General features: G+C 65.4%; 21 protein-coding genes and 2 pseudogenes. 7 read left to right on the forward strand and 16 right to left on the reverse strand.

Features of this window, described 5'->3' with window-relative positions; translation table 11 throughout:
• Nucleotides 1–8: 8 nt before the first annotated feature.
• The 5 genes from VSR82_RS10840 to VSR82_RS10860 form a co-directional block, all read right to left on the reverse strand.
• Nucleotides 9–1,406 (reverse strand): MFS transporter, encoded by a 1,398-nt coding sequence (locus tag VSR82_RS10840; RefSeq protein ID WP_498857682.1) that lies wholly within the window; start codon nt 1,404–1,406, stop codon nt 9–11.
• Between the two features lie 115 nt (nt 1,407–1,521).
• The gene (locus tag VSR82_RS10845) at nt 1,522–2,373 is read right to left on the reverse strand and encodes a sugar phosphate isomerase/epimerase family protein (protein ID WP_429457113.1); all 852 of its coding nucleotides are present in this window, start codon (nt 2,371–2,373) and stop codon (nt 1,522–1,524) included.
• A gap of 15 nt (nt 2,374–2,388) precedes the next feature.
• Complete coding sequence (locus tag VSR82_RS10850) at nt 2,389–3,000, reverse strand: NIPSNAP family protein (RefSeq protein WP_429457111.1); 612 nt, start codon at nt 2,998–3,000, stop codon at nt 2,389–2,391.
• On the reverse strand, nt 3,000–4,787 hold the full coding sequence (locus VSR82_RS10855; protein WP_498857683.1) for an FAD-dependent oxidoreductase: 1,788 nt from the start codon (nt 4,785–4,787) through the stop codon (nt 3,000–3,002). The genes VSR82_RS10850 and VSR82_RS10855 overlap by 1 nt, the downstream gene beginning before the upstream one ends.
• A gap of 100 nt (nt 4,788–4,887) precedes the next feature.
• Entirely contained in the window at nt 4,888–6,678 is a 1,791-nt protein-coding gene (locus tag VSR82_RS10860) for an FAD-dependent oxidoreductase (protein WP_429457107.1), read from the reverse strand.
• Nucleotides 6,679–6,886: 208 nt separating this feature from the next.
• On the opposite strand from VSR82_RS10860, the gene VSR82_RS10865 reads away from it, so the two are divergent.
• The gene (locus VSR82_RS10865; protein WP_429457105.1) at nt 6,887–7,735 is read left to right on the forward strand and encodes a shikimate dehydrogenase family protein; all 849 of its coding nucleotides are present in this window, start codon (nt 6,887–6,889) and stop codon (nt 7,733–7,735) included.
• Nucleotides 7,736–7,840: 105 nt separating this feature from the next.
• A complete protein-coding gene (locus VSR82_RS10870) occupies nt 7,841–8,464 on the forward strand; it encodes an ABC transporter ATP-binding protein (RefSeq protein ID WP_410851500.1) in 624 nt (207 codons plus the stop codon).
• A 51-nt stretch (nt 8,465–8,515) separates the two neighbouring features.
• Here the strand turns inward: VSR82_RS10870 and VSR82_RS10875 are convergent, their stop codons facing one another.
• Nucleotides 8,516–9,523: a zinc-dependent alcohol dehydrogenase family protein gene (locus tag VSR82_RS10875; RefSeq protein WP_429457101.1), complete on the reverse strand. Its 1,008-nt coding sequence runs from the start codon at nt 9,521–9,523 to the stop codon at nt 8,516–8,518.
• A gap of 73 nt (nt 9,524–9,596) precedes the next feature.
• Nucleotides 9,597–9,911, reverse strand: coding sequence for a heme-degrading protein HmuQ (hmuQ, locus tag VSR82_RS10880; RefSeq protein WP_429457099.1), 315 nt, complete (start codon nt 9,909–9,911; stop codon nt 9,597–9,599).
• A gap of 189 nt (nt 9,912–10,100) precedes the next feature.
• Here hmuQ and copM point away from each other — a divergent pair, with 189 nt between their 5' ends.
• A complete protein-coding gene (gene copM / locus VSR82_RS10885; RefSeq protein WP_429457097.1) occupies nt 10,101–10,496 on the forward strand; it encodes a CopM family metallochaperone in 396 nt (131 codons plus the stop codon).
• A 13-nt stretch (nt 10,497–10,509) separates the two neighbouring features.
• Here the strand turns inward: copM and VSR82_RS10890 are convergent, their stop codons facing one another.
• From VSR82_RS10890 to prpC, 5 genes are all read right to left on the reverse strand, one after another.
• Nucleotides 10,510–11,751 (reverse strand): MFS transporter, encoded by a 1,242-nt coding sequence (locus VSR82_RS10890; protein WP_498857684.1) that lies wholly within the window; start codon nt 11,749–11,751, stop codon nt 10,510–10,512.
• A gap of 133 nt (nt 11,752–11,884) precedes the next feature.
• Complete coding sequence (locus VSR82_RS10895; protein WP_429457093.1) at nt 11,885–12,493, reverse strand: class I SAM-dependent methyltransferase; 609 nt, start codon at nt 12,491–12,493, stop codon at nt 11,885–11,887.
• Between the two features lie 9 nt (nt 12,494–12,502).
• Entirely contained in the window at nt 12,503–13,687 is a 1,185-nt protein-coding gene (gene prpF / locus VSR82_RS10900; protein WP_429457091.1) for a 2-methylaconitate cis-trans isomerase PrpF, read from the reverse strand.
• A gap of 109 nt (nt 13,688–13,796) precedes the next feature.
• Nucleotides 13,797–16,394, reverse strand: a complete 2,598-nt coding sequence (gene acnD, locus VSR82_RS10905; protein ID WP_429457089.1) for a Fe/S-dependent 2-methylisocitrate dehydratase AcnD — start codon at nt 16,392–16,394, stop codon at nt 13,797–13,799.
• A gap of 183 nt (nt 16,395–16,577) precedes the next feature.
• A complete protein-coding gene (prpC, locus tag VSR82_RS10910; protein WP_498857685.1) occupies nt 16,578–17,747 on the reverse strand; it encodes a bifunctional 2-methylcitrate synthase/citrate synthase in 1,170 nt (389 codons plus the stop codon).
• A 244-nt stretch (nt 17,748–17,991) separates the two neighbouring features.
• On the opposite strand from prpC, the gene prpR reads away from it, so the two are divergent.
• Nucleotides 17,992–19,950: a propionate catabolism operon regulatory protein PrpR gene (prpR, locus tag VSR82_RS10915; RefSeq protein WP_498857686.1), complete on the forward strand. Its 1,959-nt coding sequence runs from the start codon at nt 17,992–17,994 to the stop codon at nt 19,948–19,950.
• On the opposite strand, the pseudogene VSR82_RS10920 reads toward prpR, so the two are convergent.
• The 3 genes and pseudogenes from VSR82_RS10920 to VSR82_RS10930 form a co-directional block, all read right to left on the reverse strand.
• Nucleotides 19,949–20,065: pseudogene (locus VSR82_RS10920) on the reverse strand (lysozyme); the annotation flags it as partial. The gene prpR and the pseudogene VSR82_RS10920 sit on opposite strands and share 2 nt — an antisense overlap.
• Before the next feature lie 6 nt (nt 20,066–20,071).
• Complete coding sequence (locus VSR82_RS10925; protein WP_429457084.1) at nt 20,072–20,446, reverse strand: hypothetical protein; 375 nt, start codon at nt 20,444–20,446, stop codon at nt 20,072–20,074.
• 7 nt (nt 20,447–20,453) lie between these two features.
• Nucleotides 20,454–21,248 (reverse strand): hypothetical protein, encoded by a 795-nt coding sequence (locus VSR82_RS10930; protein WP_429457082.1) that lies wholly within the window; start codon nt 21,246–21,248, stop codon nt 20,454–20,456.
• Between the two features lie 243 nt (nt 21,249–21,491).
• Between VSR82_RS10930 and VSR82_RS10935 the strand changes: the two genes are divergently transcribed.
• Entirely contained in the window at nt 21,492–22,574 is a 1,083-nt protein-coding gene (locus VSR82_RS10935; protein ID WP_368584616.1) for a tartrate dehydrogenase, read from the forward strand.
• A 106-nt stretch (nt 22,575–22,680) separates the two neighbouring features.
• Here VSR82_RS10935 and VSR82_RS10940 read toward each other — a convergent pair whose 3' ends face one another.
• The gene (locus VSR82_RS10940; protein WP_498857687.1) at nt 22,681–23,127 is read right to left on the reverse strand and encodes a glycosyltransferase; all 447 of its coding nucleotides are present in this window, start codon (nt 23,125–23,127) and stop codon (nt 22,681–22,683) included.
• A gap of 146 nt (nt 23,128–23,273) precedes the next feature.
• Here VSR82_RS10940 and VSR82_RS10945 point away from each other — a divergent pair.
• Nucleotides 23,274–24,220, forward strand: a pseudogene (locus tag VSR82_RS10945) (M14 family metallopeptidase).
• A 385-nt stretch (nt 24,221–24,605) separates the two neighbouring features.
• Nucleotides 24,606–25,964 (forward strand): MFS transporter, encoded by a 1,359-nt coding sequence (locus VSR82_RS10950; RefSeq protein WP_368584614.1) that lies wholly within the window; start codon nt 24,606–24,608, stop codon nt 25,962–25,964.
• Nucleotides 25,965–26,085 lie beyond the last annotated feature (121 nt).

Here is a 26,085-nt window from a genome sequence, read left to right on the forward strand (position 1 = left end):
CGGCGCGCTCAATGCCCGATGCCCGCGCTCACGCGCAGCAACGGCCCGCGATGCCGGGCGCCCTTGAGCAGCACCGCCGCCGCGCCGACCGCCGCGGGCAAGGCGAGCGAAGTGAACACTTGGCTGAAGCCCCAGTTCGCGTGCAGCATGCCGGCGCCGAGCATGGCGCCCGCGATCCCGCCGAAGCGGCCGATGCCGAGCCTCCAGCTGGTGCCGGTCGCGCGCATTCGCGTCGGATACGAGCTTGCCGCCAGTGCGCAGAACCCGGTGTTGGAGCCGTTCATGCAATAGCCCATCCAGAACGCGAGCACCGCCATCATCGTGATGCCGTGACCCGGCAGCCCCATCGTCCACGCGAGCGCGCCGCCCGCGAACACGGTTGCGCCGAGCGCGCGGTGCGCGTTGAAGCGGTCCATCAGCCAGCCGATCGCGAGGGAGCCGAGCGTGCCGCCCGCCTGAAACAGCGCGCCGACCAGTGCTGCCTCGCCGAGTGTGAAGCCCGCACCGCGAATCAGAGTCGGCAGCCAGCTACCGAGCAGGTACACCGTCAGCAGTCCCGCGAAATAGCAGATCCACAGCATCACGGTGCCGAACGCGTAATCGCGCGACAGGATCAGCCGCACCGGACTGCGCTCGCTGTTCGATGCCTGCTGCGCGACGGCGGGCACCACGAAGCGCGTCGCGTGGTCGGCGATCCCGCGCTCGATGCGGTTCAGCACCGCGACGAGGCGCGCGCGCCGCGCGTCCTTCAGCGCGAGAAAGCGCGCCGATTCCGGCAGCCAGCGAATCATCAACGGCACGTACAACACCGGCAGCACGCCGCCGAGAATCAGCACCGAGCGCCAGCCGTGTGTGGCGATCAGCCATGCGCTGATAAAGCCGCCGCCGGCCGCGCCGAGCGTGAAGCCGCAGAACACGGTCGTCACCATCAACGCGCGGCAGCGCTGCGGCGCGTATTCGGCCATCAGCGTCGCCGCGTTCGGCATCGACGCACCGAGCCCGAGGCCGGTCAGAAAGCGCAGCACGGTCAGCTCGCCGATGTTCGTCGCAAACGCGGAGCCGAAACTCCACACGCCGAAGAACAGCACCGCGCAGGTCATCACGGTCTTGCGGCCGAAGCGGTCCGCGAGCGGCCCCGCGCACAGCGCGCCGAACGCGAGGCCGAGCAGGCCGCCGCTCATCACCGGGCCGAGCGCATCGCGCTGAATCGCCCACGCGCTCGACAACGCCGGCGCGATAAAGCCGACCATCACGGTGTCGAGCCCATCGAGCGTGACGATGAACATGCACATCAGCAATACGAGAATCTGAAAGCGCCCGATACGGCGTTCGTCGAGCCATTGCTGTACGTCGAGTGCGCGCGACGCGGACGTGCCGTGCCGCGGCGCCTTGCTTGAAGGTTCCATGCCTGCTGTCTCCTGACCTTTCATCGTGATCGATTGGGCAAGCCGGTCCCTCGCGCCTCTTTGCCGTGCGCTTTCGTGAAGACCAGCCGGGGGTGAACTGCGGTTTGCGGTTACATCATGACGTGATGGATGACGGCGTCGCCGCGTAAGTCCGTTCGAGCAGAGCGAGCGTCGCCTCGCGCAGCCTGCGTGCGCGTTCGAGCGCGGACGCGGTTTTCGCCCATTGCTGCGTCGGCACTTCGAGGCTGATCGGCAGGTCGTCGGGCAGCGCGCGCAGAATGCCGGCGAGATCGAGGCCGCCCTCGCCCGGAATCATGCGCTCGCAACGCGCTTGGTACAGCAGCGTGTCGAGATCGGCTGGCCGCTCGGCCGGCGCGTCGCAGAACTGCACGTAGCCGAAGTACTCGCGCGGCAACGCGCGCAACCTATCCGTCGACGTCCCGGCGCGATCGAAGTGGATCGGATCGACGATCAGGCCGATGTTGCGCCGCGCGGCCGCCTTCACGATGCGCGCGCCTTGTGTGACGTCCTTCACGTCGGTCCACGGCATTGGTTCGAGCGATGGCGCGAGGCCGCGCGATTCGGCCAGCTCGCACAATTGTGCGAGCCGCTCGGCGGTGCGCGCTTCGTCGGGATCGTTGCCAGCGACCAGCACGTAGCGCGCACCGAGCTCGGCGGCGGTGTCGAGCATCGGCAGAAATGCGTTCACGTCGGTGTCGGGCCTCAGGCGCAGAATTTCGACGTCGAGCACCTTGACGCCGGTATCACGCACACGCGCGAGCGTTTCGTGTTTCAATGCGCCCGGGCTAATGATGTCGTGGCGCACCTCGTGATCGGTGGCGGGCACGAGGCGCAGGCCGACGTAGTCGTAGCCGGCTTGCGCGGCGCACTCGACCATCTGCGGCGGGCTCAGTTCGAGCACGGTCAACGCCGACAGCGACAGCGCGCGCGAGTTGGGCTGAGTCATGTCGTCTCCTCGAGTTCAGCGCAGCGGCGAGAACGGCGCCGGCACACAGATCGTCGACTCCATCGTCGTCAGATGGGCCGGCCCGCCCTTCGGCGGCCAGATGCCGTCCTTCACCGCTTCGGCGCGAATTCGCCAACGCTCGTCGACGCTCGCATACGGCCAGATGTTCAGGAAGCGCGGCACGGCGCCGTCGAGCGCATACATCGCGCCGACGAGCGGCGAGCGCCGCGTGCGCTCGGGCACCGCCTTTTCCCAGGCGTCGATCGTGTGCTGCAGGCTCGCGAGCTTGGTGCCGTACACGCGCATCTCGTAGATGCCGCCATGCACGGCCGGCTCGATCGGCGGCAAAAAGGGGAACAGCGCATAGCTGTCGATCTTCACGTCGGTGACGAATTCGCCGCAGCCGAACGGATTTCCTTCGAGCAGCATACGCTTGCGCTCCGCGATCAGCGACGCTTCGGAATCGAAGCCGCGTAGCACCAGCACCTGCCCGAGCGCGCCGATATCGGAGTACCAGCAGCCGAGCAGCTTCGAGCCCGGTGCGTCGCCATGGGCCTGGATGTTTTCGAACACCTGTGCGTTGGCGCCGATCTTGACGCTGAGCGTAACGAGGTCGTAGAGAGTCATCAGATGCGTCCTTGTAACGGGATGGAGGAATTCGGAGTGGATTCGGTGCGCGCGGCACGGGCCAGACCATCGGCCTGCGCCGCGCCGGCGAGCGACAGCCCAGCCAGGTAGCCGAAAGTCATCGCGGGTCCGAGCGTGATGCCGCCGCTTGGATAGCAGCCGCCCATCATGCTCGCGCTATCGTTGCCGACCGCGTACAGACCCGGCACCGGCCGGCCCGCGTCGTCGAGCACGCGCGCGGCGGCATCGGTGGCGAGGCCAGCGAACGTGCCGAGGCTGCCCGGCAGCAGCTTCACCGCATAGAACGGACCGTGTTCCAGCGGCGCGTTGCAGGGGTTCGGCTTGTGGCGTGCATCGCCCTGCACGCGGTTGTATGGCGTCGAGCCTTTGTGAAACTGCGGATCGAAGCCGTCTTTCGCGTAACTGTTGTAGGCCGCGACCGTCGTTTGAAGTCCTTGGGGATCGATGCCGCACTGGCTTGCGAGTTCGGCGAGGCTGTGCGCGCGCCGCAGGTAACCGGAGCGGCGATATGGCGCGGTGGGAAATGGAAACGGCTTCGAAAAGCCGAGCCCATAACGGCGCTGGAAACGGTGATCGCAGATCAGCCATGCGCAGACTTCGTCGCCCGCCGGCGTCGTGCCGATCAGCGCATTGATGAAGTCGTGATACGACGACGCTTCGTTGACAAAGCGCCGACCCGCGCGCGTGACCGCGATTACGCCCGGCTTCGCGCGCTCGATCAGATGCGGAAAGGCGACCGCGGCCTCGCCGCTCTTGCGCGGCACCAGCGACACCGGCGCCCACGCCGCTGGCGTTTCCAGCGACGCGTCGAAATGCGCGCCGACCGCTTCGCCGAGACGAATGCCGTCGCCGGTATTGGTCAGTGGTGCGGCGGACCAGTGCTCGCGACCCGACGGCGTATAAGCGAAGGTTTGCGCGCGCCGCGCAACGTCATGCGGATAACCGCCGCACGCGAGCACGACGCCGCGCGCTGCGCGCACCTCGTGAGCGACACCGTCGATCTCGACGCGCGCACCCGTGACGCGCGCACTCGCGGCGCCGCCTTCGCGCAGCAAGGCCACCGCTTTCGCGTTGGTACGCAAATCGACCGCGCGGTCATGCGCCGACTTCAGCAGACGCGCGACCAGCGCATTGCCGTTGACCAGATGCATCGAGCGGCCATAGCGGAACTTGTCTGTCGCGAACGCGGCGAGCCGGCGCAGCACATGCACGGCCGAACGCGGCGAGCGCGTCGCGTTGAAGAAATGCGCGAGGTCCTGGCCCGACGCGATCGCCATGCCCTTCAGCGTCACGACGTCGAGCGCGGGACGCAAGCGCTCGATCAGCGCACCGAGCTCGCGGCCATCGAACGGCATCGCGCAGACAGAGCGGCCGCCCGTCATCGCGCCCGGCGTCGTATGAAAGTCGGGAATACGATTGCCGTCAATGAAACGCACCGCCGTCTCGCGCTCGAAAAACTCGATCATCTCCGGACCGTGTTCGAGCAGCGCGTCGACCTTCTCGGGGTCGTAGTGCGCGCCGAGTTCGTTGCGCAGATAGGTGCGCGATGCGTCGGATTCTTCGACGATGCCCGCGCGCGTCGCGAGCGGATTGCGCGGAATCCACATCCAGCCGCCCGACCATGCGCTCGTGCCGCCGAACACGTCGGCCTTCTCGGTCACCATCACGCGCAGCCCTTGCGTGGCTGCCGTCACCGCGGCAGCCAGTCCCGCCGCGCCAGAACCCAGCACCAGTACATCGCATTCGAGAATCGGTTCGCGCTTCATCGCCATTCGCTTCGTCGGTTGGGACAATCCATGTTGCTGCATTTGTTGAATACCTATTCCGCTTTCTAACTTCGTTCGAACCAGGCGTGCCCCTGGTTCGTCAGACGATCTTTTCGTTGGCGGCGGCCTCAGCGGTGCCGCGCGCAACGAACGACGCCGGATCGCTCCGCGCGGCTTTGGCGCGCGCCGCCGCGTCGCGCGCCGCCAGATACGCGAACGCGAGCCCCGGTCCAAGTGTGATGCCGGGCGCCGGGTAGACACCGCCCATCACCGATTGCATGTCGTTGCCGCACGCATACAGGCCGCCGATCGGCTGGTCGTCGCGATTCAGCACGCGGGCCTTGTCGTCGCTGACGAGGCCGGTCGCAGCGCCGATATCGCCGGGGTACAGGCGCACCGCGTAAAACGGCGCACGCACGATCGGGCCGAGGCACGGATTCGGGCCGGGCCAGTTGGCGTCGCCGTTGGCGCGCTGATAGTCGGTCGTGCCGCGCTGGAATTCCGGGTCGACGCCGGTTTTCGCGTAGTCGTTGATCCGCGCCACGCTGTCGGCGAGACCCGCCGCGTCGATGCCGAGCTTGGCGGCGAGTTCGTCGAGCGTCGCGGCTCGCGTCAGATACCCGTCCGCGAGAAACGGCGCGAGACCCTTGCCGCCCGGCCGCACCATGCCGAGCCCGTATTTGCGCAGGCCTTCCGCATCGGTGACGAGATAGGCGGGCACCGATGGGGTGTTGCGATGCGCTTCCTGCATCGCGATGCCGAACAGGTGATACGACGTGTTTTCGTTCAGAAAGCGCCGTCCCTGCTGATTGACGACGATCATGCCGGGCTTGCCGCGATCCATGATGAAGTGCGGGAACACCGCGGTCGTGCCGTCCGCGCGCTGGCGTATCGACACCGGCGCCCAGAACGCGTTGCTGAGCGCGCCCTCGCCGTAACGCGCGCCCGCCGCGAGCGCGAGATCCTGCGCGCTGCCGGTATGGCCCGGCGCGCCCGGACACCACGTCAACTCCGCACCCGGCAGCATCGCGCGGCGCCTTTGCGGATGCCGGTTGAAACCGCCACTCGCGAGAATCACGCCACCCGTGACCGAGATTTGCCGACGCTGCCCGTTCTGGCTCAGCGTGATGCCGTCGATCGCGCCACGCGCGTTCGTGCGCAACGCTTCGAGCGTCGTGCTCACGAGCACCGTGACGTCGCGCGCGAGCAGCGATGAAAGCAGCCGGCCGATCAGTGCATTGCCCATCACCAGACGCGTGCCGCGCGGCCAGCTGATGCGGTCGCGCGCATGCCGTGCAAGCAGTCTCACAGCGTGGCGCAGCGACCGGAACGACTTCGTCATGTTCAGCAGATGCCCGACGTCGTCGCGATCGACCATCATGCCGCCGAGCACCGTGAACTCGGGGATCGGCGGACGGATCAGCGCGAAGTGACGGCCGAGCTTGCGGCCGTCGAACGCGAGCGGTTCGAGCGCGCGGCCGCGCAGCGTCGAGCCTTCGAGCTCCGACAGATAGTCCGGGTGAAATGGCCGCGCCCGATACTTGACGTCCGAATTCGCCTCGATATGCGCGACCGCACGCGGTCCCGCCTGTAGGAACGCCCGACGCAACGCTTCGCTGCTGCGCTCGCCGACCGCGCGGCGTAAAAAGCCCTCGGCGTTGGCGCTGCTGTCGTCGGGATTGATCGACGGGCCGTGCGGCGAGTTCGGTATCCATGTGGTGCCGGCCGAGTACGCGGTCGTGCCGCCCACGTATTCGGTGCTTTCGACCAGCAGCACGCGCGCGCCGTCGATCGCCGCGAACAGCGCCGCCGACATGCCCGCCCCGCCCGCGCCGATTACCACCACGTCGAAGGCTTCGTTCTGCTGCAAATCGCTCAATGTCTCCACCATCTGCTGCTCCTTGTGTGCTCGTGCGTTGCATCCGGCCGCAGCAGCGGTTCCGGATTTTTCGCAATAGCTAGAATTTGCTTTGTTATTGGAATACTATTCCAGTATTGAGAAAAAGCAAAGTTTTCTGAACACACTCGACAACAGGCAACACATGACGTCCGGCATCGGGCACGATGCGAACGGGGCACCCATTTCAGGAGATTCGACTATGCAGCAGGCTGGAAACTCTTCGTTCGCGGCGTCGCTCGACGCGGGTCTGAGCGGCGCGACGCGTGTGTATTTCATCGTCGGCGATCCGATTGCGCAGGTGCGCTCGCCGTCGGGCGTGACCGCCGCGTTGCGTTCGGCCGGCCGCGATGCGCTGGTGGTGCCCGCGCACGTCGCGCCTGCCGATCTGCCCGCGTTTTTCGCGGGCATCGCGCCGATGCGCAACGTCGACGGCGTGATCGTCACGGTGCCGCACAAGTTCAGCGCAGCCAGCTATTGCGCGACGCTCGCCGAAGAAGCCGCGTTCCTCGGCGCGGTCAACACACTGCGCCGCAACGCCGATGGCGGCTGGCATGGCGGCATGTTCGACGGCACCGGCTTCGTCGCGGCGCTCGTCGCCGCGGGCTGCGAGTTGCAGGGCAAACGCGCGCTGCTGGTCGGCGCAGGCGGCGCGGGCTCGGCGATCGGTCATGCGTTGATTCAGAGCGGCGTCGGCTCGCTCGACGTGCGCGACAACGACGCCGAACGCACCAGTTCGCTGACCGCGCGGCTCAATGCGCTCGGCGGCGGCACGGCACGCGGCTCGGCGCCCGAACTGGACTTGACCGGGTACGACGTAGTCGTCAACGCGTCGCCGCTCGGCATGCGGGCGGGCGATCCGTTGCCGATCGACGTCGCGCGCTTGCCGGCCACGACTTTCGTCGGCGACGTCGTAACGAAGCCGCCGCTCACGCCGCTGATCGAAGCGGCTCGCGCGCGCGGCTGCCCGACCGTGACGGGCACGCAGATGTTCGAACGCGTGTGCGATCGGATGGTGGAGTTTCTGCTGGAGACGTCGCCGTCAGCGTGACGGCGCAAAAGAAGCAGGCTTGCGCTGCTACACTGGCGCGAAATTACCCGCACGAAATGCGGCGCAATCCTGCGCCGCGTTCACATCGCCCTTGCGCGCCAACCCATGCTTCGATTCGACAACCTCAGCAAGCGCTATAGCGACCGAATCCTGTTCGAAGGACTGCACTTCGACGCGACGTCCGGCTGCGTCGCGCTAAACGATGAATCCGGCAGCGGCAAATCGACGTTGCTCGCCATCCTCGCTGGCGCGCTCGAAGCCGATAGCGGCGACGTATGGCTCGGCGGCCATTCGCTGCGTACCGCGCCGCATGCCGCGCAAGCGTTGCTCACGTACGTGCCGGAAGACAATATGAGCTGGCCCGATCAGACCGGCCGCGATTATCTGCGGCAGATCGCGTCGGCGCGACGCACCGCGCTGACCGACGACGTGCTCGCGCTCGCCGAACGCTTCGGCCTCGCGCCGCATCTGGACAAACGCTTCGAGCAGATGTCGTATGGCAGCCGCAAAAAGGTGTTTCTGACGGCGGCCGCGCTCGGCGACACCCGCGTGCTGATCGCCGACGAACCTGCCGGCGGACTCGACGCGTCCGCGCGCACGGTGCTCGCGGAGCTGTTCAGAACGCTCGGCACGACGCGCACGGTGTTTTTCACGAGTTACGACGAAGGGTTCACGCAGGCCTGCGAGGCGACGCGTGTCTGTTTCGCGGACCTCGCGAGGCACCCATGAACTGGAACGGTCGCGCGCGCCATGCCTTGGCCGAGCGCGAACATTCAATCCTCAGATCGCCACGCAAATCTTGCCGAAGTGCGCACCCGATGCCTCGTGCCGGAACGCGTCGGCGAGCTTGTCCAGCTCGAACGTGCTGTCGATCACCGGCTTGATGCCGGTTGTCTCCAGCGCGCGCACCATGTCGATCTGATCCTGCCGGCTGCCGACGATCAAACCTTGCAGACGCTGTTGCCGCGCCATCAGATGCGCGGTCGGCACCGGACCCGAGCGGCCGGTCAGCACGCCGATCAATGCGATATGCCCGCCGATGCGGCATGCGGTGATCGACTGCGGCAGCGTGCCGGGACCGCCCACTTCGATCACGTGATCGACGCCGCGCCCGTTGGTGATGTGACGCACTTCTTTGCCCCACTCGGGATTGTCGCGATAGTTGATCGTATGGTCGGCACCGAGTTCGCGCAGCTTCGCGAGCTTCGCATTCGACGACGACGTCGCGATCACCGACGCCCCCATCGCCTTCGCCATCTGCAAGCCGAAGATCGACACGCCGCCGGTGCCGAGCACCAGCACGCTGCTGCCCGCCTTCAACTGACCATCGACGACCAGCGCGCGCCACGCGGTCAGCCCCGCCGTGGTCAGCGTCGCCGCTTCGGCGTGGCTATAGCCGGCCGGCGCGTGCGTGAAGTAGTGGCTCGGCAGCACGACGACTTCGCGCGCGTAGCCGTCGACGCCGTCGCCGGGGGTGGTCGAAAAATCGCCGATTGCGGGCGAGCCGTTTTCCCAGTGCGGGAAGAAGCACGATACGACGTGATCGCCGGGCTTGAACTCGCGCACGCCCGCGCCGACCGCTTCGACGACGCCCGCGCCATCGGCCATCGGAATGCGGCCCGCTTCGGCCGGCAGATTGCCGCTGACGACGCCGTAGTCGTGGTAGTTCAACGAGCTTGCGCGAATGCGCACGCGAATCTGGCCGGCCCCGGGCTGACCGGGATCGGGCAGATCGACGACCTGCAGGCTATCGACGGTGGCGGGTGAACCGATTCTGACGGCTTTCATGTTTTTCATTCCTTGATGAGTAGTGTGTGATAGGTGTCGGGCGCGCATGCGCGATGCCCGCGCGAGCGCTGCGCTATCTGACGGTCTGGATGACCTCGAAGCCTTCGAATTCCGGGTGGCCGAGATACAGCACGCGGCTTTCGTTACCGGCACTGCGATGCGCGGCGCGAAACGCGTCGGACTTGGTCCATGCCTCGAACGATGCCTGGTCGCGCCAGATCGTATGGCTCGAATAGAGCATGTGATCTTCCTTGCGCGGTCCCTTCAGCAAATGAAATTCCACGAAGCCCGGCACCTCTTTCAGATGGGTGTCGCGCGTGGTCCACAGATGTTCGAAGGCGTCTTCCGAGCCGGGCGCCACTTTGAAGCGGTTCATCGCGATGTACATACTGTCAGCCTCGTTGAGTGAGTGATGCTGCCAATGATGCTGGATTGGTCATCCGGTGGCGTTTCATTATAGGCGTGCATTGCTTTGGCTTCGCTTGACCTTGCCACGGTGGGAAGCTCCACGATGTCCGACGTGACCGTTAGAATCGCGCGGATCACTCGCCACTTTCTTCAACAACGGAAATCGAATATGAAAAACCTTCGCGCGGTGCGCGCTCTCTGTCTGTTCGGCGGTTTGGCATTCGCGGCGGCGGCTCTGCCCGCTCACGCGCAACATCAGGGCATGCCCGGCATGAATATGCAGGATTCGGCGCATGCTGACGCGGGCGCTTCGACGCAAGCCTTCAAGGCCGCCGACGAACGCATGATGCATGACATGAGCGCCCCCGAATACACCGGCGACGCCGACCGGGATTTCGTCGCGCACATGATTCCGCATCACCAGGGCGCGATCGACATGGCGCAGGCGGAGTTGAAATATGGCAAGGACCCCGAGATCAAGAAACTCGCGCGCGACATCATCAAGGCGCAGCATGACGAGATCGAGTTCATGCGGCGCTGGCAGGAAAAGCACGGCGGCAAGTAACGCGCCGCGAGCATCACCAGCGTGGGTGCTTGCACAGCAGCGGCGACATCGCGATCAGACCGATGATCGGCCCCGGCAGCAGCAGCCACGCGACGCGCACGTCGAGCGCGTGAAACACGCTGGTCGACCACAGGATCGAGCAGGCGGACAGGAAAAAGCCGAAGCTGTTTTGCAGCGTCAGCGCGCCGCCGATCTTGTCGGCGGGACAGGCCTTCACGGACAGCGCCGAAAACTGAGGCGAATCGGCGATCACGCTGATGCCCCACACGAGTAGCAGCGCAAGCTGCGCGGCAGTGCCGAGCCCGGTGGTCAGCGGATAGATCGCGCACAGCGTGCCCGATATCGACAGCGCAAGCGCGGCGGTGCGCGCGCTGCCGACCGCCTGGCTGAGTCTGCCGCCGAACAGACAGCCGAGCGCGCCGATCGCGATGATCAGGAACGACCACAACGCGACGGTACCCGGCGTCGCCGGCGCACCGCTCGCGAACGCGCGCTGCACGAGCAGCGGCGTCAGCGTCCAGAACGCGTACAACTCCCACATGTGACCGAAATAGCCGAGCGCGGCCGAGCGAAACTCGCTGATGCGCACGACCTGTCCGACGCCCGCCGACAAACCGAAGCGCCGGTTGCCCGAGCGCCGCGCGTGCGGCCCCTCGCCGAGCATGAACACCAGCAGCGCGCCGATCACCGCGAGCCCCGACGAAGTGAGCACCACAGTTTGCCACGGCACACCCGACAGCAACGCACGGATCGCATGCACCGACGCCGTGCCGAGCGTCAGCATGGCCACGAGCAACGCGAGAGTCTGCGCGGCGCGGCGCGGGTCCCATGTCACGAGCAGTTTCATGCCGAGCGGATAGATGCCCGCGAGTGCGACGCCCACGCCGAAGCGAAACACGAGCGCCGACGCGAGCCCGCTGCTGCACAGCGCAAATAGCGCATTCAAGGTCGCGCCGAGCAGGCCGCAGACGGCGAACACCCTGCTCGCCGACAGGCGATCAGCGAGTCCGGTGGTCGCCGACAGCAAGGTCCCGACGATAAAGCCGGCCTGCACCGCATTCGTCAGCCAGCCGATATCGGACTCGCTCAATTGCCATGCGATCTGCAGATCGCGCATCGCACCGTTCGGGCTGAACCACAACGAGGTGCCGAGCAATTGGGCAATCGCGATCACGAGCACGGCGCGTTTGGCACGCGCGTTGTCGCGCGCCGCATCGGCGGAATTCGTTGCGTCGGCGTCCAGCCTGTTCTGCATCGTGCCTCCTATGCGTCGGGCCTGAGTCGGCCGCTGGGAGTAGTTATGGGCGGCGGTCTTGAGCGGCCATTGTAGAGGACGCGTCGGTTCGCAGCGGCCGATGCGGCGGCTGCGGCGCCCCCGGATCGGGGAGTTAGCGGAACACGAGCCGTGTCCACATCACGCCGCTGTCGCGGTTGGCCTGTTGAACGGATGACGTGCGCAACTCGCGCACGAGTGTCAGGCCTCGCTCACTCGCCAACTGGATCGTTTCATCGGCGGTGACGTCGAACATACGGCGGCCGGCGGGAACCGGCCCGTGCCGCAGCGAGATGATCAATACGCCGCCTTCGCGCAGCAACGACGCAACGCGGGGCATCGCGCGTTCGCGCTGCCGCGCATCGAGATGCATCCAGACGGCGGTGAGCATGACCACGTCGAAAACGATGCGCCTGCCTATCAGTAGCGCAAGATCGGGAAGGCTGTCGTCGAGCCATTCGATGCGCTCGCTCGGATGCATCTCGCGCGCCGCGTTGCGCAATGCGTCGACCGGTTCGACCGCGAGCACCGTATGTCCCATCGCCGCGAGCGCAGCCGCATCCGTGCCGATGCCCGCGCCGATATCGACGATCCGCGACGGCGCCTGAGGTATCCAGTCGAGCATCGGCCGATGCCGATCGGCGAACGACAGCGTGCGCCATCGTTCGATCAGCGCTTCGGCCTCCTCCGCGTAGCCTTCCGCGCCACTGACATCAGCCGACATCGCGCCGCCTCAGCCCTGCTGCGGCACCCGAACCCAACCCTCCATCAACACGCGCGCGCTGCGGCTCATCATCGCCTTCGTGACGACCCACTCGCCGTCTTTCAGACTCGCCTGCGCGCCGACGCGCAACGTGCCCGACGGATGCCCGAAGCGCACCGACTCGCGCTCGCCGCCGCCCGCCGCCTGGTTGACGAGCGTGCCCGCGATCGCCGCCGCGGTGCCGATCGCGACCGCCGCCGTGCCCATCATCGCGTGATGCAGCTTGCCCATCGACATCGCGCGCACCAGCAGATCGACGTCGCCCGCGCGCACCGGCTTGCCGCTCGACGCCACGTAATCGACCGGCTTCGCGACGAACGCGATCTTCGGCGTGTGCTGCCGCGTTGCGATCTCGTCGAGATTCTTGATGAGGCCCATGCGCAGCGCGCCATGCGCGCGAATCGTCTCGAACATCGCGAGCGCTTTCGCGTCGCTATTGATCGCGTCCTGCAACTCGGTGCCCTTGTAGCCGATCGCTTCGGCGTCGACGAAAATCGTCGGGATGCCCGCGTTGATCATCGTCGCCTTCAGCGTGCCGACGCCGGGCACTTCGAGGTCGTCGACGAGGTTGCCGGTCGGGAACATCGAGCCGCCCGCGCCTTCTTCGTCGGCGGCCGGGTCCATGAATTCGAGCGGCACTTCGGCAGCCGGGAAGGTCACGCCGTCGAGTTCGAAGTCGCCGGTTTCCTGCACCGCGCCATCGGTCATCGGCACGTGCGCGATGATCGTCTTGCCGATGTTGGCCTGCCAGATGCGCACGATCGCGACGCCGTCACGCGGCACGCGGCTCGCATCGACGAGGCCCGCGCTGATCGCGAACGGTCCCACCGCAGCCGAAAGGTTGCCGCAATTGCCGCTCCAGTCGACGAACGCCTTGTCGATCGACACCTGACCGAACAGATAGTCGACGTCGTGATCGGGCCGGCTGCTGCGCGAAATGATCACGGTCTTGCTGGTGCTCGAGGTCGCGCCGCCCATGCCGTCGATCTGCTTGCCGTACGGATCGGGACTGCCGATCACGCGCATCAGCAGCGCGTCGCGCGCGGCGCCCGGCCGTTGCGCGGCCTCGGGCAGATCCTGCAGACGGAAAAACACGCCCTTGCTGGTGCCGCCGCGCATGTAGGTGGCCGGAATCCTGATCTGGGGTGAGTGCATGAAAGTGTCCTCAGATGACATGTTCTTTGATGAGGAAGGGCGATGCGGCATATCAAGCCGCATCGCCCTCTTCTGCTATGACGTTCAGTGCAAAACGCGCTTCAAGCCATCAAGCCGCCGCTCGGGTCGACTCGAGAAAGTCCTGCGCGAAACGCTGCAGCACGCCGCCCGCTTCGTAGATCGATACTTCTTCGGCCGTGTCGAGCCGGCACGTCACCGGCACCTCGACGCGCTCGCCATTGCGGCGATGAATCACCAGCGTCAGATCGGCGCGCGGCTTGCGCTCGCCGATCACGTCGAAGGTCTCGGTGCCGTCGATGCCGAGCGTCAGGCGATCCACGCCCGGCTTGAATTCGAGCGGCAACACGCCCATGCCGACGAGGTTCGTGCGGTGAATCCGCTCGAAGCCTTCCGCGACGATCGCTTCGGTGCCCGCGAGCCGCACGCCCTTCGCGGCCCAGTCGCGCGACGAACCCTGGCCGTAGTCGGCGCCCGCGATCACGATCAGCGGCTGCTTGCGCTCCATATACGTTTCGATCGCTTCCCACATGCGCGTGACCTTGCCCTCGGGCTCGATGCGCGCGAGCGAACCGGCCTTCACGTGGCCGTTCTCGATCACCATCTCGTTCTTCAGCGTCGGGTTCGCGAAGGTCGCGCGCTGCGCGGTCAGGTGATCGCCGCGGTGCGTCGCGTACGAGTTGAAGTCCTCTTCGGGCAGGCCCATCTTCGTCAGGTACTCGCCGGCCGCGCTGTCGGGCAGAATCGCGTTCGACGGCGACAGGTGGTCCGTCGTGATGTTGTCGCCGAGCACCGCTAACGCGCGCATGCCCTTGAGCGTGCGCTCGCCGGCGAGCGCGCCTTCCCAGTACGGCGGACGGCGAATATAAGTGCTTTGCGCGCGCCAGTCGTACAGCGGGTCGGCCTTCGCGCCGGTGTCGGCGGACAGCGCGAACATCGGTTCATACACCTTGCGGAATTGCTCCGGCTTCACGCTCGCCGCGACGATCGCATCGATCTCCGCGTCCGACGGCCACAGATCTTTCAGCGTGACCGCATGACCGTCGGCATCGACGCCGAGCACGTCCTTTTCGATGTCGAAGCGGATCGTGCCCGCGATCGCATAAGCGACGACCAGCGGCGGCGACGCGAGAAACGCCTGCTTCGCATACGGATGGATGCGGCCGTCGAAGTTGCGGTTGCCCGACAGCACGGCGGTCGCATACAGATCGCGCTCGATCACTTCCTTCTGGATCACCGGATCCAACGCGCCGGACATGCCGTTGCACGACGTGCACGCATACGCGACCACGCCGAAGCCGAGCTGTTCGAGTTCCGGCAGCAGCCCTGCCTCTTCCAGATACAGCGTGACCGCCTTCGAGCCCGGCGCGAGCGAGCTCTTGACCCACGGCTTGCGCACGAGACCGCGCCGGTTCGCATTGCGTGCGACGAGGCCCGCCGCGATCATGTTGCGCGGATTGTTCGTGTTGGTGCAGCTGGTGATCGCGGCGATGATCACCGCGCCGTCCGGCATCAGACCCGGCTCGTTCTCGACCTTGCCGCTGACGCCGCGCGCGGCCAGCTCCGACACCGGCAAGCGGCGATGCGGATTCGACGGCCCCGCGAGCGTGCGCACCACGGTCGACAGATCGAACTTCAGCACGCGCTCGTACTCGGCGTGCTTCAGCGTATCGGCCCACAAGCCAGTGTGTTTCGCATACGTTTCGACGAGCTTGACGAGTTCGTCGTCGCGGCCGGTCAGCTTCAGATAGCGAATGGTCTGCTCGTCGATGTAGAACATCGCGGCGGTCGCGCCGAACTCCGGCGCCATGTTCGCGATCGTCGCGCGATCGCCCAGCGTCAGGTTCGCCGCGCCTTCGCCATAAAACTCCAGGTAGGCGCCGACCACCTTCTGCTTGCGCAAGAACTCGGTCAATGAAAGCACCACGTCGGTCGCGGTGATGCCCTCCCCCGGCTTGCCGCTCAGCTCCACGCCGACGATATCGGGCAGCCGCATGTACGACGCGCGGCCGAGCATCACGCTTTCCGCTTCGAGACCGCCGACGCCGATTGCGATCACGCCGAGCGCATCGACCATCGGCGTGTGCGAGTCGGTGCCGACCAGCGTGTCGGGAAACGCGACGCCGTCCTTCACCTGCACGACCGGGCTCATCCGTTCGAGGTTGATCTGATGCAGGATGCCGTTGCCCGGCGGAATCACATCGACGTTGCGGAACGCGCGCTTGGTCCAGTTGATGAAGTCGAAGCGGTCTTCGTTGCGGCGGTCTTCGATCGCGCGATTCTTCGCGAACGCGTCTGGATCGAAACCGCCGCATTCAACGGCCAGCGAGTGATCGACGACCAGCTGCGTAGGCACCACCGGATTCACCAGCGACGGATCACCGCCTTGCGCGGCGATCGCATCGCGCAAGCCCGCCAGATCGACGAGCGCGGTCTGGCCCAGAATGTCGTGGCACACGACGCGCGCCGGAAACCACGGGAAATCGAGCTCGCGCTTGCGCTCGATGATCTGTTTCAGCGAAGCGGTCAGCGTCACCGGATCGCAGCGGCGCACCAGGTTTTCGGCGAGCACACGCGACGTGTACGGCAGCTTGTCGTAGGCGCCGGGCTCGATCGCGTCGACCGCGGCACGCGTATCGAAGAAGTCGAGTTCGGTGCCCGGAAGGCGTTTGCGGTTGGCAGTATTCATGGCGTAGGGACAGGACGGTTATCAGCCGCCGGACGGTATGCCGGCGGCCTCCGGGAGCGCGCCGCTCGCGCGGCCGGACGGGCAGTGCAGGTAGTTTAGCTCGCTGCTGACGGGTTGCTGATTTGCGATTGTTCGATGCTTCCAGCGGAGCGGCCGCGCGATGCGTGCCGCTCCAGGCTCACGTCAAACGCGCTTCGCCAGCGGCACGAACGGCAGGTCGTCCGGACCGGTGTAGTTCGCGCTCGGACGGATGATCTTGTTGTCGATGCGCTGCTCGATGATGTGCGCGCTCCAGCCGGCCGTGCGCGAGATCACGAACAGCGGCGTGAACATCGCGGTCGGCACGCCCATCATGTGATACGACACCGCGCTGAACCAGTCGAGGTTCGCGAACATCTTCTTGGCGTCCCACATCACCGATTCGAGCCGCTCGGCGATCGAGAACAGCTTCATGTTGCCCGCTTCCTTCGACAGCTTCTTCGCGACGTCCTTGATGATGTTGTTACGCGGGTCCGAGATCGTGTACACCGGATGGCCGAAGCCGATCACCACTTCCTTGTTCTCGACGCGGCGGCGGATGTCGGCTTCGGCTTCGTCGGGCGTCTGGTAGCGCGACTGGATGTCGAACGCGGCTTCGTTGGCGCCGCCGTGCTTCGGGCCGCGCAGCGCGCCGATCGCGCCGGTGATCGCCGAATAGATGTCCGAGCCCGTGCCCGCGATCACGCGGCCCGTGAAGGTCGACGCGTTGAACTCGTGCTCCGCGTACAGGTTCAGCGACACGTGCATCGCATCGACCCACGCCTTCGACGGCTCGACACCATGCAGCAGATGCAGGAAATGGCCGCCGATCGAATCGTCGTCGGTTTCGACCTCGATACGCTTGCCGTTGTGCGCGTAGTGATACCAGTACAGCAGCATCGAGCCGAGCGAGGCCATCAGCTTGTCGGCGATGTCGCGCGCGCCGGACAGGTTGTGATCGTCCTTCTCGGGCAGCACCGTGCCGAGCACCGACACGCCGGTGCGCATCACGTCCATCGGATGCGCGGCGGCCGGAATCCATTCGAGCGCGGCCTTCACGTTGGCGGGCAGGCCGCGCATCGACTTCAGCCTGGTCTTGTAGGCGGTCAGTTCGGACTGGGTCGGCAGCTTGCCGTGAACCAGCAGGTAAGCGATCTCTTCGAATTCGCACGCCTCGGCGATGTCGAGAATGTCGTAGCCGCGATAGTGCAGATCGTTGCCGGTCTTGCCGACCGTGCACAGCGCGGTGTTGCCCGCGGTCACGCCCGACAGCGCGACGGATTTTTTCGGCTTGAAAGCGCCTGTGTTCGGCGTGCTGTTGTCTGCTTCGCTCATTTGGATTGTCTCCGGGAAAGGATTGGAATTTGGGTCATTGCTTCGACTGGGCTGCCTAGAACGCAAGGAACGGGCCAGGCCGCATGCCGCCGCCTAAGTGCCTGATTTCGCACCGCTCCGGTGAACCGATCACACCGGCCCGCCGCACGCTCGATTTCATTAATGAAACTCCGAATTTCAAATTGGGAACGACTGCTCGCATAATGGAGCCTCCGAACCAACCCGCCGTCGCGAGCCGCCCGCCTTGAGCACCTCTCTTTACGAACCGCCGCAGCGTCCGCGCATCTGGGCGCTGAGCATCAGCCGCCTGCGTGATCTGTTCTTCGACATCGCCGGCGAATACGTGGATCGCGCGGATGTCCGCATCGTGTCGCACGCGTTCGAAGACGCGGTGCGCGAAATCGAGGGCGCGGGCGCCGCGCGTCCCGATGTCGTGCTAGCGGGCGGCTCGAATGGCGCGTATCTGAAGACGCGCGTGTCGGTGCCGGTCGTGCGCATCAGCCCTACCGGCTACGACGTGATGCATGCGCTCGCGCGCGCGCGTCGCGAAGGGGCGCGCGTCGCGCTCGTCACGCACGGCGCCACGCCCGACGAAGTGCGCCGTTTCACCGCCGCGTACGCGCTCGACGTCACGTTCGCGTCGTATCAGTCCGCGCAGGACGCCGAGAGCGTCGTGCTCGATCTCAGCGATCGCGGCATCGACGTCGTGGTCGGCCCGGGCCTGGTCACCGATCTCGCCGCCAACGCGGGCATGGACGCGGTGTTTCTGTACTCGCGCGCGTCGGTGCGGGCCGGCTTCGACACCGCGCTCGAAGTCGCGCAGGCGACGCGCCGCGAAACCGTGCGGCGTCAGCGGCTCGACACGTTGCTGCAGCATCTGCGCGACGGCGTGGTCGCACTCGATGCGCAAGGCCGCGTCGAACTGATGAACCAGCGGCTCGCGAGCGTGCTCGGCATCGATGCCGCGAAGGCCGTCGGCCGCGCGCTGCTCGAACTCGCGCCCGACCTCGCGGGCAGTCTGCCCGACGCGGAGGGCGACAGCTTCTGCACGGTGCGCGGCGCGAGCTATGTCGTGCATCGCGGGCCGCTCGCGAGCAGCGGCGCGGCGCCGGGCACCGTGCTGACGTTTCAGGAATCGCGCGCGGTCGAGCGGCTCGATCGCACGTTGCGCGCGCGGCAACGGGTGCAGCAGTTCACCGCGCGCTACCGGCTCGACGATATCGTCGGCGCGTCGGAATCGATCGAACGGGTGCGCGCGCTGGTCGCGCGTTATGCGAGGTCGGACGCGACCGTGCTGATTCTCGGCGAGAGCGGCACCGGCAAGGAGATGGTCGCGCAGAGCATGCATCAGTTGAGCGCGCGGCGCGACTTCGCGTTCGTCGCGATTAATTGCGGCGCATTTCCGGAGGCGCTGCTCGAAAGCGAGCTGTTCGGCTACGAGGAAGGCGCGTTCACCGGTGCCCGCAAGGGCGGCAAAGCGGGGCTGATCGAGGTCGCGCATCGCGGCACGCTGTTTCTCGACGAGATCGGTGAGATGCCGTTGCCGTTGCAGAGCCGCCTGTTGCGCGTGTTGCAGGAGCGCGAGGTGGTGCGACTCGGGTCGACGGAGCCGATGCGCGTCGATATCCGGGTGGTGGCGGCGACGCATCGCGCGCTGACCGACGCCGTCGCGGCCGGCAGTTTCCGCGCCGATCTGTACTACCGGCTCAACATCCTGAGCATCGCGCTACCGCCGCTGCGCGAGCGGCCGAACGACCTGCTGCCGCTCGCCGCCGAACTGTTGCGCCAGGCGGCCGCGCGGGAGCCGAGGCTGGCGGCGCGCGTGCCCGACGCGCAGATTGCCGCGCGCATGCTCGAGGGTTTGGGCGCGGCGTTGCGGCGCTATGCGTGGCCGGGTAATGTGCGCGAGTTGCAGAACGTGATCGAGCGGATCGTGGTTGAACTCGCCGATAGCGACGCGGACACGGATGCCAGCGCGGCGCTCGTCACGCGCGACATGCTGCGCGTGATCGCGCCGGAAGTCGTCGAGCCCATCGCGCGGGCGAAGCCGGCGGCGTTGACGCTGCGCGAGCGCAGCCGTCATGTCGAGGCCGATGAAATCCGCGCGGTGCTCGCGGCTCACGAAGGCGATCGCGATGCGGCTTGCGCCGCGTTGGGCATCAGCAAGACGACGTTGTGGCGCAAGTTGAATGGGGGGCGGTAGGTGTGCAGGGTCCAAAGTGCGCCAGTGTTCCCACGCCCCATGTGCAGTTTCCGTTGATGCGCGCATCGTTGTAATAGCGCATGACCACGCCCTCGTTGGCTCTCGTTGCGACCATAAGCCATCACAATGATTCAATGGTCATGGAGTCAAACTCCACTGCGATTTCAGCCCCTACGCTGGAATGCACGTAGGCCACGTGCCCGGCACGCGTCGGGCCGTGAGCAGATCGCCTCAGCAAAACTTCAGCCCGCTCGTACTGGTCGCTGTCAGGTTTCAATGTCTCGATTGCATTGACAATATTCAGCAAACCGCCGTTCTCAATGCCAATACGCGTTACGCCGCGAAAGGTGATCGTCACCCGGCGCTCACGATCGAAGAGACCGAGAACGAATGTGTCCGGCACCTCGGGATTGACCTCACCATGGATTGCAATTGTGTCGAGATACCAGTCATGGAAGTGGTCAAAACCCTTCAGCGCATCAGAAATAGTGCTCACAAATATCTCACGGAAGAATGGAAACGGGCCAGCCCTGGTCGCGCAAAAGGCCATCCCAGTTATGTGCGTGTGGATTGGGTTGGCCGTGGTGACTATCGAAGTCGATATCTATGACTGGTGTACCGCCTGAGCCATACATTCGCCACTGCTTTTTCATATTCGGCCCGCTTTCGACCCATGAATTCGCGGGGCCGTCGAAAGGTAATCCGGCAACGTCAAATGTTGCGCCGTCGTCCGTTGTGTTCTCGACGTACTCGAACGCCTGAGCATTGCCGAGGTTCTGGGGCACGCGCGGGCTGTTGCCATAGAGTGACCTGAGCATGCCCGCGTCATTCGATTGCTGCTCGCGCACGGAGCCCAATCCGGACGCCATTTCCCGCTGCTCCCGTATCGCCTGCACGCACTTTCGCATCTCGTCCCGCTCAGGGACAAAGATCAGGCTACCGCCCCTCACCTCGTTGTACAGGACTTTGGCAACCTCATCGTCTTTCATCCTGTACATATGAAAGCGGTTGTGACTCCGGCCGAGCATATCGCGCAACTCGTACGACTGGTGCGACAGCAGCACGGATGGGCTATATCGCAGCCACGCTGCGCGCGCTTCCTCCATGCCCTGCACGATGTCATCGTGCGACTCGCGGGGTACGCTCGCCGGCAATGCAAAATGGAACCACCGGTCAACGTCAAACAACCAGTTAGACTCGATGTGAAGGTTGAACGATCTGTAAAGACTGACAGAGAAGAAATGTCCGTGCCGCCTTTCACGGACCTCCCGGTAAGAACCGAGGGAGAGTGAGGTCATCGTGCCTCACAGCCAATGAAGGAGGCCCGATTGTGCAACAAGACACCATCCCAAAAAACCCCTCGTTCAGCCTCGCATGAGATGCGTGCCGCGCCTTCCTCGTCGCGCAGATTCTCAAGTCATCGGATCAATATGCACATCCATCCCCGCTTCCGCCGGAACGACAAACCGCACGAGCGAACGCACCACGAATAAAATAACCGTCACCGAATCCCCAACCCATTCCCCAAGGAGGAGCCCAGCATGTCGAACAAATACCGGATTGCCGTCATCCCCGGCGACGGCATCGGCGTCGAGGTGATGCCCGAAGCGCTGCGCGTACTCGAGGTCGCGACGCAACGCTTCGGCATCGAACTCGAATATCAGCACATCGAGTGGGCGAGCTGCGACTACTACGCGAAGCACGGCAAGATGATGCCGGACGACTGGAAAGCCCAACTGCAATCGGCCGATGCGATCCTGTTCGGCGCGGTCGGTTGGCCCGACACCGTGCCCGATCACATCTCGCTGTGGGGGTCGCTGCTTAAGTTTCGCCGAGAGTTCGACCAGTACGTGAATCTGCGTCCGGCGCGCCTATTTGCAGGCGTGCCGTCACCGCTCGCGGGACGCAAGGCCGGCGACATCGACTTCTGGATCGTGCGCGAGAACACCGAGGGCGAGTATTCGTCGGTGGGCGGCGTGATGTTCGAAGGCACCGAACGCGAGTTCGTGCTGCAGGAGTCGGTGTTCACACGGCACGGCAGCGAGCGCGTGCTGAAGTTCGCGTTCGATCTCGCGCAGCGCCGCGCGCGCAAGAAAATCACCGTCGCGACGAAGAGCAACGGCATCGCGATCAGCATGCCGTGGTGGGACAAATGCGCGGCCGGCATCGCCGCGCAGTATCCGGACGTCACGTGGGACAAGCAGCACATCGACATCCTGTGCGCTCGCTTCGTGCTGAACCCGGACCGTTTCGACGTGGTCGTCGCGACCAATCTGTTCGGCGACATCCTGTCCGATCTCGGCCCAGCGTGCACGGGTACGATCGGCCTCGCGCCGTCAGGCAACCTGAATCCGGACCGCAAGTTTCCGTCGTTGTTCGAACCGGTGCACGGATCGGCGCCCGACATCGCCGGCAAGCACATCGCGAATCCGATCGCGATGATCTGGTCGGCCGCGATGATGCTCGACTTCCTCGGTCATTCGAGCGGCAAGGAACGCGAGGCGCACGACGCGATCCTTAAGGCGATCGAGGCGACGCTGATCGAGGGCCCGCACACCGGCGACCTCGGCGGCAACGCAAGCACGAGCGAAGTCGGCAAGGCGATTGCGGCGAAACTCGCGTGATATGAAGCAAAAACGGCGCAACGCGCAGATGCGCCGTTATCGACAGTTGCGTCGCTCATAGAGCGACCATTCGCCCTCGTGCGTCATCAGGGCGACATCGCATTCGTTATTGGCGAAGAAATCTTTCGGCAAGGGCCCGTCCTTGCGAATGAAGAAGTAGCGGGCTCATCAGGCGAAAATCCGCGTGGCCCGGCAGGATATCGACACCGAACGTCCGGAGCAGCTTGTAGTAGTTGCGCGCGGTGAAGCGCTTGAAGAATGTGTCCGTCGTACGTTTGTGACGCACACCGAAGACGATTTCCGCACCCGACTTGTATTCCTTGAGCATGCATGGGATGGCTTCGATATCGTCCTGAAGATCCGCGTCGAGGCTGACGAGTACATCGCCTTGAGCCGGCATCCGGCCGGCAAGCAGCGCATCCTGATGGCCGCGATTGCGCGAGAGTTTGATGCCGCCGCAGCGGGGATTCTGCGCGTGCAGCACTTCGATGATCGACCAGGTACGGTCGCGGGAACCATCGTCAATGAAAGTGATGCGGCTTTCGTTGCTCACCTTGCCGCTTCGATCAGTCACTCCAGAAGTGCGAGAAGCCGCTTGCTTGTCTCGGTGATAACCTCTTCTTCGTTGTAGCAGGGTACGACGAGATTCATCATCGTGGGTGAAGCGCTATTTGCCGAACGCACAGCTCACGTGTGCGGATGTATCGGAGCGCTCACTGCGAGCAATCGTCGTCGGGCATCGCATACGTCAACACACGTTCGATTCGGGCGTGCCCGGCCCGCACGTGATGATCAACGCGCTCACGCATGGCAACGAAGTGTGTGGCGCGATCGTCGTCGATGAGTTGCTGCGTCGCGCGCTGCGGCCGCGACGCGGGCAGCTCACGCTGTCGTTCGCGAACGTCGCCGCGTACCGGCGTTTCGATCCCGCGAATCCGGACGCCGCGCGCTTCGTCGATCAGGACTTCAACCGCGTATGGACGGCGGCGGTGCCCGACGACACCTCTCGCACGTCGAGCGAACTGAAGCGCGCGCGTGCGATGCGCCCGGTGATCGACACGGTCGACGCGCTGCTCGACCTGCATTCGATGCACGAGCGATGCAAGCCGCTGATCGTCGCTGGACCGCTGCAAAAAGGCATCGATCTCGCGGTGCGGCTCGGTACGCCCGCCACGGTGATCTGCGACGAAGGGCATCCCGAAGGCCGCCGCATGCGCGATTACCAAGGGTTCGGCGATGCCGCGAGCCCGAAGAACGCGTTGCTGATCGAATGCGCCCAGCATTGGGAGCGCAGTGCGGTGGCGGTCGCACGCGATACGACCGCGCGTTTCCTGTTGCTGGCCGGCGTGGTCGACGAGACGGATCTGCCGCCGGGGTGGCTCGCACCGTTGCCGCCCGAGCAGAGCATCGTGCGCGTGACACAGCCGGTCGTCGCGACCAGCATGGACTTCAGCTTCGCCGCGGCGTACACCGGCCTCGAGGTTTTCGCCAAGGCAGGCGCCGTGGTCGGCTGGTCCAACGGCGAAGAGGTGCGTACCCCCTGCGACAACTGCATGCTCGTGATGCCGTCGCTGCGGCAGTTGCGCCCCGGGGTGACCGTCGTGCGGCTGGGACGGATCGAGCGGACGGTGGCTCATCCCGGGTGACGAGCTAGCTGACCGGCAGGTGTCTCGAAACCGTTTGCCGCTCGTTTCGGCGCGGTGACCTTCGCGCGCCTAGCCCTTTCTCCTGCCCAGTTACAGCGCGCCGCCCTCCCACGCATCGACTGCGTGAAACTCGGGGTATTCCCCCGTTGACCGGATTGATTTCATTCCTTACAGTGGCGCGCGTTCGCGTAAAGAATCACCGTTCCGTATGCGAACAAAATCCCTCGCCCGGCGCGATTCCGTCAAGCCGATCCGTCCGGGTATGATTCATTGCCGATGCATGGCCGGTTTGGGCCGCTGCAGGCTGCGTGCGTCGTTGCCAGACGGCGTACAGTTTGAGAAGAATCGCTCGTCGTGTCGGGCCTTTCGCTGTCAGGAGACCATCATGAACCGCAGCCCCGCTGTGAACGTTCAAACCTTCATTAACGAGCATCCGTTTTCGCCGTTCCAGTGGCTGATCTTTTTCATGTGCTTCATCATCGTCCTGCTGGACGGTTTTGACACTGCTGCGATCGGCTTCATCGCGCCTTCGCTGGTCACCGAATGGGGCATCGCGAAGCCCGCGCTCGCGCCGGTGCTGAGCGCCGCGCTGTTCGGCCTCGCGTGCGGCGCGCTCGGCTCGGGCCCGCTGTCCGACCGCCTCGGGCGTCGCTCGATGCTGGTCGGCTCGGTGCTGCTGTTCGGCCTTGCCTGTCTCGCGTCGGCGTTCTCGACCAGCATCGATCAATTGACCGTGCTGCGCTTCATCACCGGCGTCGGTCTCGGCGCCGCCATGCCGAACGCGGTCACGATGATGGGCGAATACTGCCCGGACAATCGCCGCGCCACCGTGATCAACCTGATGTTCTGCGGCTTCCCGCTCGGCGCCGCGTTTGGCGGTTTCCTCGCCGCGTGGATGATTCCGCATCTGGGATGGCGCAGCGTGCTGATTCTCGGCGGCGTCACGCCGCTGCTGCTGTTGGTGCTGCTGCTCGCCAAGATGCCGGAGTCGGTCCGCTACATGGTCGCGAACAATAAGCCGGCCGACCGGATTCGCGCGGCGCTCGCTCGCATTTCCGGCGACGCTGTGCAGGCCGTCGGCTTCACGATGACCGAAACCGCGCCGCAAACCGGCGGCAAGGGCCTCGGTGTGGTGCTGTCGCGCTCGTACATCGTCGGCTCGGTGATGCTGTGGCTCGCTTACTTCATGGGCCTCGTGATCTTCTACGCGTCGATCAACTGGATGCCGATCCTGCTGAAGGACGCCGGCCTCACACCGCAACGCGCGACGCTGATCTCCGCGCTGTTCCCGCTCGGCGGCGTCGGCGCGGTGCTGGCCGGCGTGCTGATGGACCGCTTCAACGCGAACCGCGTCATCGCGGTCTGCTACGCGCTGACCGCCATTAGCGTGTACTTCATCGGTCAGGCGGCCGGCAACGTCGGCGCGCTCGTGCTGATCGTGTTCATCGCCGGTGTGCTGATGAACACCGCGCAATCGTCGATGCCGGCGCTCGCCGCCGCGTTCTATCCGACCGCGGGCCGTGGCACAGGCGTCGCGTGGATGCTCGGCGTCGGCCGCTTCGGCGGCATCGCGGGCTCGTTCCTCGTGGCCGAGCTGACGCGCCGCCACTTCTCGTTCGGCGGCATCTTCACGACGATCGCGGCCGCAGGTTTGCTGTCGTGCGTCGCGCTGCTGATCAAGCAGGCGGCACGCCCGCAAGCGTCGGAAGCGGGTGCGTCGAAGACGCAATCGTTCGGCCATTGAGCGTGCAATGAAACGTATCCGCTAGCGGACCGGTAACGGTTCGATCGAGTGGTGACCCAGAAGCCGCCCTGCGATTCGCAGGGCGGCTTTTTCTTTGGCTGAACGCGTGGGAATCTCGCGC

This window comes from Burkholderia sp. JPY481 (genome assembly GCF_038900515.1).
In the GTDB taxonomy this organism is placed as follows: Bacteria; Pseudomonadota; Gammaproteobacteria; order Burkholderiales; family Burkholderiaceae; genus Paraburkholderia; species Paraburkholderia youngii.